Source organism: Streptomyces sp. NBC_00667 (assembly GCF_036226825.1).
Lineage (GTDB): Bacteria > Actinomycetota > Actinomycetes > Streptomycetales > Streptomycetaceae > Streptomyces.
Window position 1 is genome coordinate 1,711,499 of sequence record NZ_CP109022.1, and the last position, 11,997, is coordinate 1,723,495.

Below are 11,997 nucleotides of genomic sequence, written 5' to 3' on the forward strand. Positions count from 1 at the left end.
AAGAAGTGTGCACAACGGCCCCGGGCGCGACATGATCGGGGCGACCGGCCCCGACCCCGGGAGGAATTGACGTGCCCCATTCCATCGACGCGGCTTTCACCGCGCTGCCCTTGCGGGCGCTCGCCGACGCGGCGCTCGCGCGGGCGCGCGCGCTGGGCTCCGACCACGCCGACTTCCGGCTGGAGCGGATCCGCAGCGCCTCCTGGCGGCTGCGCGACGCCAAGCCCTCCGGCAGTTCGGACACCACCGACCTCGGCTACGCGGTGCGCGTGGTGCACGGCGGCAGCTGGGGCTTCGCCTCCGGCGTCGACCTGACCATGGACGGCGCGGCGAAGGTGGCCTCGCAGGCCGTGGCCATGGCCAAGCTGTCGGCGCAGGTGCTCAAGGCCGCGGGTTCGACGGAGCGGGTGGAGCTCGCCGAGGAGCCGGTGCACGCCGAGCGGACCTGGATCTCCGCCTACGACGTGAACCCGTTCGAGGTGCCGGACGCGGAGAAGGCGGCCCTGCTGGCCGAGTGGAGCGCGCGGCTCCTGGCGGCCGACGGCGTGACACACGTCGACGCGTCGCTGCTGGCCGTCCACGAGAACAAGTTCTACGCCGACACCTCCGGCACCTCCACCACCCAGCAGCGGGTACGGATCCACCCCCAGCTCACCGCGGTCGCCGTCAACGCCTCCACCGGCGAGTTCGACTCGATGCGCACCATCGCCCCGCCGGCCGGGCGCGGCTGGGAGTACCTGACGGGCACCGGCTGGGACTGGGACTCCGAGCTGGAGCAGATCCCCGGCCTGCTCGCCGAGAAGATGCGGGCGCCCGGCGTGGAGGCCGGACGCTACGACCTGGTCGTGGACCCGTCCAACCTGTGGCTGACCATCCACGAGTCCATCGGGCACGCCACCGAGCTGGACCGGGCGCTCGGGTACGAGGCGGCGTACGCGGGGACCTCCTTCGCCACCTTCGACCAGCTGGGCGAGCTCAAGTACGGCTCCTCGATCATGAACGTGACCGGTGACCGCACGGCGGAGCACGGCCTGGCAACGATCGGTTACGACGACGAGGGCGTCGAGGCGCAGAGCTGGGACCTGGTCAAGGACGGCACCCTGGTCGGCTACCAGCTGGACCGGCGGATCGCGAAGCTGACCGGGCTGGGGCGCTCCAACGGCTGTGCGTTCGCGGACTCGCCGGGCCACGTGCCGGTGCAGCGGATGGCGAACGTCTCGCTCCAGCCCGATCCGGGCGGCCTGTCCACGGAGGACCTGATCGGCGGGGTGGAGCGCGGGATCTACGTGGTCGGCGACCGCTCCTGGTCGATCGACATGCAGCGCTACAACTTCCAGTTCACCGGGCAGCGGTTCTTCCGGATCGAGAACGGCAGGCTGGCCGGGCAGCTGCGCGACGTGGCCTACCAGGCGACGACCACCGAGTTCTGGGGCTCGATGGAGAAGGTGGGCGGCCCGCAGACGTACGTGCTGGGCGGCGCCTTCAACTGCGGCAAGGCACAGCCGGGCCAGGTCGCGTCCGTGTCCCACGGCTGCCCGTCGGCGCTGTTCCGTGACGTGAACATCTTGAACACGACCCAGGAGGCCGGACGCTGATGTCGGTTCGTACCAAGCCCCACGAGATCGTCGAGCGGGCCCTGGAGCTGTCCACCGCCGACGGCTGCGTCGTCATCGCCGACGAGGAGTCGACGGCCAACCTGCGCTGGGCGGGCAACGCGCTCACCACCAACGGCGTCACCCGCGGCCGGACCCTGACGGTCATCGCCACCGTCGACGGCAAGGAGGGCACGGCCTCGGGGGTCGTGTCGCGCTCCGCCGTCACCGCGGCCGACCTGGAGCCGCTGGTGCGCGCAGCCGAGGCGGCCGCGCGGAACGCGGCACCGGCGGAGGACGCCCAGCCCCTGGTCACCGGCACCCCGGCCTCGCCGGACTTCACCGACGCCCCGGCCGAGACCTCCTCGGCGGTGTTCACGGACTTCGCCCCGGCCCTCGGCGAGGCCTTCGCCCGGGCCCGCGCGGGCGGCCGGGAGCTGTACGGCTTCGCCAATCACGAGCTGGTCTCCACCTACGTCGGCACCTCGACGGGGCTGCGGCTGCGCCACGACCAGCCGAACGGCACGCTGGAGCTGAACGCGAAGTCACCGGACCGCCAGCGCTCGGCGTGGGCCGGCCGCGCCACGCGGGACTTCAAGGACGTCGACCCGACCGCGCTGGACGCGGAGCTCGCCGTACGCCTGGGATGGGCGGAGCGCCGCTTCGACCTGCCGGCCGGGCGGTACGAGACCCTGCTGCCGCCGACGGCCGTGGCGGACCTGCTGATCTATCAGATGTGGTCGGCGGCGGCCCGGGACGCGGTGGAGGGCCGGACGGTGTTCTCCAAGCCCGGCGGCGGCACCCGGATCGGTGAGCGGCTGTCCCGGCTGCCGCTGACGCTGCGCAGCGACCCGAACGCGGCGGGCCTGGAGTCCGCGCCGTTCGTGATCGCACACAGCTCCGGCGACGACGCCTCGGTGTTCGACAACGGCCTTCCGGTCCCGGCCACGGAGTGGATGAGCGGCGGCGAGCTCACCCGGCTGACGACGACCCGGCACAGCGCGGACCTGACCGGGCTCCCGCTCTCCCCCGGCTTCGGGAACCTGATCCTGGACGGGGGCGGGGAGAAGTCGCTGGAGGAGATGGTGGCGGGCACCGGCCACCAGGGGCGCGGCCTGCTGCTGACCTGCCTCTGGTACATCCGCGAGGTCGACCCGGCGACGCTGCTGCTCACGGGCCTGACCCGGGACGGCGTGTACCTCGTGGAGAACGGCGAGGTCATCGGCGAGGTCAACAACTTCCGGTTCAACGAGTCCCCCGTGGACCTGCTGTCGCGGGCCACGGAGGCCGGCCGGACCGAGAAGACCCTGCCGCGCGAGTGGAGCGACTGGTTCACCCGCACCGCGATGCCGGCCCTGCGGATCCCGGACTTCAACATGAGCTCAGTCAGCAAGGGCGTCTGAGGGGCCCTCCCCGCCCGCCTAGACTGGCGGGGAAACCCTCTTCATCTGGTTCATCTCGTTCAAGGAGAGTCACGACCGTGACGGACATCGTCGACGAACTGAAGTGGCGCGGGCTGTTCGCCCAGTCCACCGACGAAGAAGCGCTGCGCAAGGCGTTCGCGGACGGTCCTGTCACGTTCTATTGCGGATTCGACCCGACGGCGGCCTCGCTGCACGTGGGGCACCTGGTGCAGGTCCTCACGGTGCGCCGGCTCCAGCAGGCCGGTCACCGGCCGCTGGCGCTGGTCGGCGGGGCCACCGGGCAGATCGGTGACCCGCGACCGACCGCCGAGCGCACCCTGAACGACCCGGAGACGGTCGCGAACTGGGTGACGCGGCTGCGTACGCAGATCGAGCCGTTCCTGTCCTTCGAGGGCGAGAACGCGGCGGTCATGGTCAACAACCTGGACTGGACGGCGGGGATGTCCGCCATCGAGTTCCTGCGGGACATCGGCAAGCACTTCCGCGTCAACAAGATGCTCACGAAGGACTCGGTCGCCAAGCGGCTGGAATCCGACCAGGGCATCAGCTACACCGAGTTCAGCTACCAGTTGCTCCAGGGCATGGACTTCCTGGAGCTGTACCGCCGCTACGGCTGCACCCTCCAGCAGGGCGGCTCGGACCAGTGGGGCAACCTGACGGCCGGCCTGGACCTGATCCACCGCATGGAGCCGCAGGCCCAGGTGCACGCGCTGGCGACGCCGCTGATGGTCAAGTCGGACGGTACGAAGTTCGGCAAGACCGAGGGCGGGGCCGTCTGGCTCGACCCGGAGATGACCACCCCGTACGCGTTCTACCAGTTCTGGCTGAACGTGGACGACCGGGACATCTCGGGCTACATGCGGATCCTGTCCTTCAAGTCCCGCGAGGAACTGGAGGAGCTGGAGAAGCAGACCGCCGAGCGGCCGCAGGCGCGCGCCGCCCAGCGGGCGCTGGCGGAGGAGCTGACGACGCTGGTGCACGGAGCCGGCCAGTGCGCCGCCGTGATCGCCGCCTCGAAGGCGCTGTTCGGCCAGGGCGAGCTGGCCGACCTGGACCGGGCGACACTGGCCGCGGCCCTGTCGGAGCTGCCGCACGCCCGGGTCGCGGAGCTCGCCCCGGTCGTGGACCTCTTCGCGGAGACGGGCCTGGTCGCGAGCAAGTCCGCGGGCCGCAGGACCGTGAAGGAGGGCGGCGCCTACGTGAACAACGTGAAGGTGACCGCCGAGGACGCGGTGCCGGCCGCGGAGGACCTGCTGCACGGGCGCTGGCTCGTACTGCGCCGCGGCAAGAAGAACCTGGCCGCGGTCGAGATCACGGGCTGACGAGCCCCCGCGCGCGAAGGGGCCGGTACGGACGGACGTCCGTACCGGCCCCTTCGTCACGTCCGCGGAGGGAGCCGGGTCGCTCAGGTCATCTGGTGCCGTCGGTCGCCCTTGAGGGCCATGTAGACCATGTCGCCGAGTCCGACGATGAGGACGGCCCCGGCGAGCTGGAGCAGGTGCCGGATCCAGTCGATCCCCTTGGTGTCGTGGACACCGATCCATGTGGCCACGGCGTTGCCGAGGATGCCTCCGATGATGCCGAAGATCACGGTCAGCCAGATCGGCTGGTGCTGCTTGCCGGGCAGGATGGCCCTGGCGATCAGCCCCAGCACCAAACCGACGATGATCGCCCACAACCAATGCATGTCGAGCCTCCTCGTGGCGCGTTGTGCGCAGGTGGGCCCAGTTTCGGCGCACCCCGCACGGCCCGCATTCCGGCAGCGCCGTTCGGGGGCACCCCCTCTCCTCGTCCCGGTGGCCCCGGGCGTACGGTGGAAGGGGTCCGGGCCGGGAGCGCCCGGCGGGTGGATCGGGTGGTGGAGCGTGGAACGGTCGAAGCGGAACGGGGCCGAGGTCTTCCGGATCACCGGAGCGCGGATGGGCCTCAGCGAGGACGTACGCGGCCGGCAGCGCCGGTACGTGATCTCGATGACGATCAGGACGCTCTCGGTCATCGCGACCGTTTTCCTGTGGAACGTGGAGCGTCACGTGGCGATCGTGACGCTGGTGGCGGGCGCCCTGCTGCCCTACGTCGCGGTGGTCATCGCCAACGCGGGGCGCGAGTCGGCGCCCTCACTCCCCTCGCACTTCCTGCCCGCTCCTGTGCGCCCGGCCCTGGAGGCGGGAAACCTCAAGAAAACCTCAGATCAATCATGAAGTTCCGGTGCACCGCACCGGGTCCTGCGTGACATACTGCCTACGCGCTCCGCATCCCCCGTCGGAGCGACGGACCGACGCCGGGCAGCTCCCCCCGTGGCTGCTCGGCGTCGCCCTTCCGTTTGTAGGGTTGAGCTGTGAACTCCCCTGATACGGACACCAGCACCCCCGGCACCGACCCCACCTGCTCCGCCAAGGGCTGCCGCGCCGCGGCCGTCTGGGTCCTGGCGTGGAACAACCCGAAGCTGCACACGCCGGAGCGCCGCAAGACGTGGCTGGCCTGCGAGGAGCACCGCGAGCACCTCTCGCGGTTCCTGGACGTGCGCGGCTTCCTCAAGGACGTCGTGAAGCTGGAGGAGTGGGTCCAGCCGGAGGGCTCGGAGCGCGAGCGCTAGAAAGCCGCCGCAGGTGCGCCGGAGCTTCGCTCGAGAACGGGTCGAGGCCCCGTCCGGTCGCCGGACGGGGCCTCGTGGCGTGACGGGCGGCTGCCGGCCCCTGTCGGGCCCGGCGCTGCTCTAGGCCGTCTCTTTCGGATCTGGCCGGTCAAGCCCGCGTCGTCCGGTGCCGTGCATCGCAAGGCGGAGGGGCGCCGGTGTACTGGACGTACTCCGGCGCCCCGACAACGCGGCGAGGTGCGGTGCCGGACGGCGTGGGTCAGGCAAGATCCGAAAGAGACGACCTAGCCGCCGATCGCCGACATCGGGCGGTCGGGCTGGAGGAAGCTCGGGTCGTCGAGGCCGGAGCCGGCCTTCTTGCCCCACATCGCCACCTTCCACAGGCGGGCGATCTCCTCGTCCGGGGCTCCCGAGCGCAGCGCGCCCCGCAGGTCCGACTCCTCGGTGGCGAAGAGGCACGTACGCACCTGGCCGTCGGCCGTGAGGCGGGTGCGGTCGCAGGCGCCGCAGAACGGGCGGGTGACGGAGGCGATGACCCCGACCGTGGCCGGGCCGCCGTCCACGAGCCAGCGCTCGGCGGGGGCGGAGCCGCGTTCGTCGGCTCCCTGCTCGGTGAGGGTGAAGCGGGTGCGCAGCGAAGCGAGGATGTCACCGGCGGTGATCATGCCCTCGCGCTTCCAGCCGTGCTGCGCGTCGAGCGGCATCTGCTCGATGAAGCGGAGCTCGTACGCGTTCTCCACGGCCCAGGCGAGCAGGTCGGGGGCCTCGTCGTCGTTCAGTCCGGGCATGAGCACCGCGTTGACCTTCACCGGGGTGAGGCCGGCCTCGCGGGCGGCGGCCATGCCGTCGATGACGTCGTGGTGGCGGTCACGGCGGGTGAGGGTCTTGAACACCTCGGGCCGCAGGGTGTCCAGCGAAACGTTCACTCTGTCCAGGCCGGCGGCCTTGAGCGCCTGTGCGGTGCGCTTGAGGCCGATGCCGTTGGTGGTCAGCGACATGTCGGGCCGCGGCTCGAGGGCCGCGCACTGCTCGACGATGCCGACGAGACCGGGGCGCAGCAGCGGTTCGCCGCCGGTGAACCGGACCTCGGTGATGCCGAGCCGGGTGACGGCGATGCGGATCAGCCGGACGATCTCGTCGTCGCTGAGCAGGTCCGTCTTCTGCAGCCACTGCAAGCCCTCCTCGGGCATGCAGTAGGTGCAGCGCAGGTTGCACCGGTCGGTGAGTGAGACGCGCAGGTCAGTGGCCACGCGGCCGTAGGTGTCGAGAAGCACTGTGGGCCCCTCCCCTGTCCGCTTCGTAGAGGTAGCGCCGCTCGGTCGAGACATGTGTGCGCTGCTTTCGAGCCTACGCGACGCCCGTGACTTGTTGTGGTGCCCGAACGAACGAGACGTGCCGTGGCCGTGTCGTAGGGAAATACGACACGGCCACGGCGGGCGTCTGGAGTATCTCAGTGAGCGCCTGTTCCCGTCAGGGCCCGGACCTCGAGTTCGGCGAACTTCCGGGGGTCGGCCCGCTCCTTCGACAGGAGGGTTCCCAGCCAGCCCAGGAGGAAGCCGAGCGGGATGGAGACGATGCCGGGGTTCTCCAGCGGGAACCAGTAGAAGTCGGCGTCCTTGAACATCGAGGTGGGCTTGCCGGAAACCACCGGGGAGAAGAGCACGAGGACGACCGAGGAGACCAGGCCGCCGTAGATGGACCACAGCGCGCCCTGGGTGGTGAAGCGCTTCCAGAACAGGCTGTAGAGGATCGTCGGCAGGTTGGCGGACGCCGCGACGGCGAAGGCGAGGGCGACCAGGCCCGCGACGTTGAGGTCGCGGGCGAGGGCGCCGAGTCCGATGGCGGCGGCGCCGATCACGACGGTGGACCAGCGGGCCGCGCGGACCTCTTCCTTCTCGGTGGCTTTGCCCTTGCGGATGACGTTCACGTAGATGTCGTGCGCGAACGACGAGGAGGAGGCGAGGGTCAGGCCCGCGACCACCGCCAGGATGGTGGCGAAGGCGACCGCGGAGATCACCGCGAGCAGGACGGCCCCGCCGGTGGTGCCGGGACCGCCGCCGACCTCCTGGGCGAGCAGCGGCGCCGCGGTGTTGCCCGCCTTGTTGGAGGCGAGGATGTCGGCCCGCTCGAGCAGGGCCGCGGCGCCGAAGCCGAGGGCGATCGTCATCAGGTAGAAGGCACCGATGATGCCGATGGCCCAGTTCACGGACTTCCGGGCGGCCTTGGCGGTGGGCACGGTGTAGAAGCGGATCAGGATGTGCGGCAGGCCCGCGGTGCCCAGGACCAGGGCGATGCCGAGCGAGATGAAGTCCAGCTTCGTGGTCCCGCTGGCGCCGTACTTGAGACCGGGTTCCAGGAACTTGGCGCCCTTGCCGCTGTTCTCCGCAGCCTTGCCCAGCAGGTCGGAGACGTTGAAGTGGAACTTGAGCAGCACCAGGAAGGTGATCAGCAGGGCGCCCGCGATGAGGAGGACGGCCTTGACCATCTGGACCCAGGTGGTGCCCTTCATCCCGCCGATGGTCACGTAGAGGATCATCAGGACGCCGACCAGGGCGACGACGGCCACCTTGCCGCCGTCGCTGGTGATGCCCAGGAGCAGCGAGACCAGCACGCCGGCGCCGGCCATCTGGGCGAGCAGGTAGAAGATCGACACCACGATGGTGGAGGTGCCCGCGGCGGTACGCACGGGCCGCTGGCGCATCCGGTACGCGAGGACGTCACCCATCGTGTAGCGGCCGGAGTTGCGCAGCGGCTCGGCGACGAGCAGCAGGGCCACCAGCCAGGCCACGAGGAACCCGATGGAGTAGAGGAAGCCGTCGTAGCCGAAGAGGGCGATGGCCCCGGCGATGCCGAGGAAGGACGCGGCGGACATGTAGTCGCCGGAGATGGCCAGGCCGTTCTGGAAGCCGGTGAACTGGCGGCCGCCGGCGTAGAAGTCGGCGGCGTCCTTGGTCTGGCGGCCGGCCCAGACGGTGATGACGAGGGTGGCGACGACGAACAGCCCGAACAGGGTGATGATCAGCGGCCGGTGCTCGGTGGCCCCGGCGGCGGCCGTCAGGTGCAGTGGAGTGCTCATTCCCCGGCCTCCATCCGGGCCTTGATGGCGGCGGCCTTGGGGTCGAGGTCGGCGGCGGCGTGCCGCGAGTAGAGCCAGGCGATGAGGAAGGTCGTCGCGAACTGGGCGAGGCCGAGGAAGAGGGCCACGTTGATGTTGCCGAAGAGCTTGGTCCCCATGAAGCCGCCCGCGTAGTTCGAGAGCAGGACGTACAGCAGGTACCAGGCGATGAACGTGACGGTGAGGGGGAAGGCGAAGGAGCGGTGGGAGCGGCGCAGTGCGGCGAACTCCGGGCTCTGCTGGACCCGTTCGAACTCTTCGGCCGTGGGGCCCGCCGGACGTGGGTCGAGGCCGCCGGGCGGCTGCGCTGCTGCTTGGGTTGTCACCGGGGGCTCTCCTTGTGACGCGGGTGCGAGGGGGCTGGTACGGACAAAACAACCTCCGTGGTGGGGGGCGGTGGCGCCGGTTCCCCCTGACAACGGCACGGCTCACGCGACGGGACGGTTCAGCATGTTCCGTTTCTGCGGCCGTTTTCCTCCGCCTCGCTCGTCCCACGGGATTCTTCGAACTGATGGCGCAGGGGTGAAGTCCGGCACTAGGTTCGCCTGTCATGAACCCGTCGCCTGCGCGGACCATGCGCGGACGGCCCTTTCACTGACGATGTGGAGAACCCATGGCTCAGCTGGGGTCACGATCCCCCAAGAGGCGCGGCCGTCTCGCCGTACCGGCCGGCCTGGCCCTCACCGCCTCGCTCGCCTTCCTGTCCCCGGTCGCGGCCTCCGCCGCGCCCCTGGGCACGACGGCGGACGCGGCGGTCACCGCCAAGCCGGACACGTCCGGTCCCGAGCTGTCGTACGTGGCGAACCTGAACACGTACGCCACCGTGACGGCCGCCACGAAGGCCGTGGAGCGGGCCGGCGGGACGGTGGTGACCACGTACGAGCAGATCGGGGTGATCGTCGCCCACTCCCAGAACCCCGATTTCGCCAAGCAGCTGCGCGCCCAGCGCGGCCTGTTCGTGTCGGTCGGCGCCACCCGCACCGCCCCCCTCAAGACGGTGCAGACGACCGAGGAGGGCACCACCCAGCCCCTCGGCGCGGCGGACGCGGCGAAGGCGGCGGCGAGCGCGCAGCCCGGACAGGAGCCGCTGGAGCCCAACCAGTGGGACCTGCGGGCGATCAAGGCCGACCAGGCGCAGGCGATCAACCCCGGCAGCCCCGACGTGACGGTGGGGGTCATCGACACGGGTGTCGACGACACCCACCCGGACCTCGCCGCGAACTTCTCCAAGAGCCAGTCGGCCAACTGCGTCGGCGGCGTCGCCGACACCACGGACGGGGCGTGGCGCCCGTACCCGGACGGCAGCGACCACGGCACGCACGTGGCGGGCACCATCGCGGCCGCCCGCAACGGCATCGGCGTCAGCGGTGTCGCGCCGGGCGCGAAGGTCGCCGCGATCAAGGTGAGCGAGCCCGGGACCAGCCTCTTCTACACCGAAGCGGTCGTCTGCGGCTTCGTGTTCGCCGCCGAGAAGGGGATCGAGGTGACCAACAACAGCTACTACGTCGACCCCTGGTACTTCAACTGCAAGTCGGACGACGACCAGAAGGCGCTGGTGGAGGCCATCGGCCGGGCGACCAAGTACGCGGAGCGCAAGGGCGTGCTCAACGTGGCCTCCGCGGGCAACGAGAACTGGGACCTGGCCTCCCACTCGATCACCGACACGACGAGCCCGGACGACGGGACCCCGACGCCGCGCACGGTCGACCCGCACGACTGCCTGGACCTGCCGACGCAGCTGCCGGGGGTGGTCTCCGTCTCCGCCACGGGTGACAAGGGGCTGCGGTCCTACTACTCCAGCTACGGCCTCGGCGTCATCGACGTGGCGGCGCCCGGCGGCGACAAGTGGCAGATACCGGACACCCCGGACGCCAACGGCCGCGTGCTGTCCACCCTCCCGGGCGGCGGCTACGGCTACAAGCAGGGCACCTCGATGGCCGGTCCGCACGTCGCCGGCGTCGCGGCCCTGCTCAAGAGCGCCCACCCGTCGGCGACGCCCTCGCAGCTCCAGGCGATGCTCAAGGCGCAGGCCACGAAGGCGGCCTGCCCGGACAAGATCTACGACGGTGCGGGCACGCTGATCGACGCCACCACTTGCCAGGCCAAGTGGGGTCAGACGGGCTACTACGGCTACGGCGTGGTGGACGCCCTCAAGGCCGTGAAGTAACGGCACGTACGCACGCGGCCGGCCGGGGGAGGTTCCCCGGCCGGCCGTGCGGGACCGCCTCAGAGCGTGATCAGGACCTTGAGGGCGCTGCGGTCGTCCATCGCGCGGTAGCCGTCCGGCACCTCGTCGAGGGAGACCGCCCGGTCGAAGACGGGCGCCGGGTCGATCGCGCCGCTCAGCACGTCCTCCAGCAGCTCCGGGATGTACGCGCGCACCGGGGCGACGCCCCCGCGCAGGGTGAGGTTGCGGTCGAACATGACACCGAGGTCGAGGCCGGTGCCGCTGCCGTGCGGGACGCCGACGTAGCCGATGGCCCCGCCGTCGCGGGCGATGTTCACCGCCGTGCGCATGGACTGCTCGGTGCCGACGGCCTCGATGACGCAGTGGGCGCCCTGGCCGCCGGTGAGCTCGCGGACGGCCGCCTCGGCGGCCTCGCCGCGTTCGGCGACGATGTCGGTGGCCCCGAACCGCTTCGCGATGTCGGTACGGGCGGTGTGGCGGCCCAGGGCGATGATCCGGTCGGCGCCGAGCCGCTTGGCCGCGAGGACGCCGCACAGGCCGACCGCGCCGTCACCGACGACGGCGACCGTGGAGCCCTTGCGGACTCCGGCGCCCACGGCTGCGTGGTGGCCGGTGCCCATGACGTCGGACAGCGACAGCAGCCCGGTCAGCAGGTGTTCGTCGGAGGCCGCGTCGGCGGGCAGCTTCACCAGGGTGCCGTCGGCGTGCGGTACGCGCACGGCCTCGCCCTGGCCGCCGTCGTAGCCGACCGAACCCCAGAAGCCGCCGTGCACGCAGGAGGTGTACAGGCCCTCGGAGCAGTAGTCGCAGGTGCCGTCCGACCACATGAAGGGCGCGACGACGAGGTCGCCCGCGCGCAGGCCGGAGACGGCGGAGCCGGTCTCCTCGACGATGCCGAGGAACTCGTGACCGATGCGCTGGCCGGGCCGGCGCGCGGCCGCGCCGCGGTAGGCCCACAGGTCGCTGCCGCAGATGCAGGCACGCAGGACGCGGACGACGGCGTCCTCGGGGCGCTGGATCGCAGCGTCGGGCACCTCCTCCACGCGGATGTCGTGCGGGGCGTGGATGACGGTGGCACGCATGGT

General features: G+C 71.0%; 11 protein-coding genes. 6 read left to right on the forward strand and 5 right to left on the reverse strand.

From position 1 onward, the window contains the following. The first annotated feature begins 71 nt into the window (after window positions 1–71). The 3 genes from OHA81_RS08185 (at window position 72) to tyrS (ending at window position 4,338) form a co-directional block, all read left to right on the forward strand. Window positions 72–1,595 (forward strand): TldD/PmbA family protein, encoded by a 1,524-nt coding sequence (locus OHA81_RS08185; protein ID WP_329194155.1) that lies wholly within the window; start codon window positions 72–74, stop codon window positions 1,593–1,595. Continuing rightward, window positions 1,595–2,995: a metallopeptidase TldD-related protein gene (locus OHA81_RS08190; RefSeq protein ID WP_329194157.1), complete on the forward strand. Its 1,401-nt coding sequence runs from the start codon at window positions 1,595–1,597 to the stop codon at window positions 2,993–2,995. The genes OHA81_RS08185 and OHA81_RS08190 overlap by 1 nt, the downstream gene beginning before the upstream one ends. Before the next feature lie 77 nt (window positions 2,996–3,072). After that, on the forward strand, window positions 3,073–4,338 hold the full coding sequence (gene tyrS, locus OHA81_RS08195) for a tyrosine--tRNA ligase (protein ID WP_329194159.1): 1,266 nt from the start codon (window positions 3,073–3,075) through the stop codon (window positions 4,336–4,338). An 83-nt stretch (window positions 4,339–4,421) separates the two neighbouring features. Here tyrS and OHA81_RS08200 read toward each other — a convergent pair whose 3' ends face one another. Continuing rightward, the gene (locus OHA81_RS08200) at window positions 4,422–4,703 is read right to left on the reverse strand and encodes a GlsB/YeaQ/YmgE family stress response membrane protein (RefSeq protein WP_329194161.1); all 282 of its coding nucleotides are present in this window, start codon (window positions 4,701–4,703) and stop codon (window positions 4,422–4,424) included. Between the two features lie 178 nt (window positions 4,704–4,881). Between OHA81_RS08200 and OHA81_RS08205 the strand changes: the two genes are divergently transcribed. Further along, entirely contained in the window at window positions 4,882–5,214 is a 333-nt protein-coding gene (locus OHA81_RS08205; protein ID WP_329194163.1) for a DUF3099 domain-containing protein, read from the forward strand. Window positions 5,215–5,351: 137 nt separating this feature from the next. After that, window positions 5,352–5,609 carry a hypothetical protein gene (locus tag OHA81_RS08210; protein ID WP_329194165.1) on the forward strand — a complete coding sequence of 86 codons (258 nt, stop codon included), beginning with the start codon at window positions 5,352–5,354 and terminating at the stop codon, window positions 5,607–5,609. Between the two features lie 284 nt (window positions 5,610–5,893). On the opposite strand, the gene moaA is transcribed toward OHA81_RS08210, so the two are convergent. The 3 genes from moaA to OHA81_RS08225 form a co-directional block, all read right to left on the reverse strand. Continuing rightward, window positions 5,894–6,883: a GTP 3',8-cyclase MoaA gene (moaA, locus tag OHA81_RS08215; RefSeq protein WP_329194166.1), complete on the reverse strand. Its 990-nt coding sequence runs from the start codon at window positions 6,881–6,883 to the stop codon at window positions 5,894–5,896. A gap of 176 nt (window positions 6,884–7,059) precedes the next feature. Beyond that, complete coding sequence (locus tag OHA81_RS08220) at window positions 7,060–8,685, reverse strand: solute symporter family protein (RefSeq protein WP_329194168.1); 1,626 nt, start codon at window positions 8,683–8,685, stop codon at window positions 7,060–7,062. After that, window positions 8,682–9,050: a DUF485 domain-containing protein gene (locus tag OHA81_RS08225; protein ID WP_329194170.1), complete on the reverse strand. Its 369-nt coding sequence runs from the start codon at window positions 9,048–9,050 to the stop codon at window positions 8,682–8,684. The genes OHA81_RS08220 and OHA81_RS08225 overlap by 4 nt, the downstream gene beginning before the upstream one ends. 287 nt (window positions 9,051–9,337) lie before the next feature. Here OHA81_RS08225 and OHA81_RS08230 point away from each other — a divergent pair, with 287 nt between their 5' ends. Further along, entirely contained in the window at window positions 9,338–10,891 is a 1,554-nt protein-coding gene (locus OHA81_RS08230; RefSeq protein ID WP_329194172.1) for a S8 family peptidase, read from the forward strand. Window positions 10,892–10,950: 59 nt separating this feature from the next. Here OHA81_RS08230 and OHA81_RS08235 read toward each other — a convergent pair whose 3' ends face one another. Further along, window positions 10,951–11,994: a zinc-dependent alcohol dehydrogenase family protein gene (locus OHA81_RS08235; protein WP_329194174.1), complete on the reverse strand. Its 1,044-nt coding sequence runs from the start codon at window positions 11,992–11,994 to the stop codon at window positions 10,951–10,953. Between the last annotated feature and the right edge of the window lie 3 nt (window positions 11,995–11,997).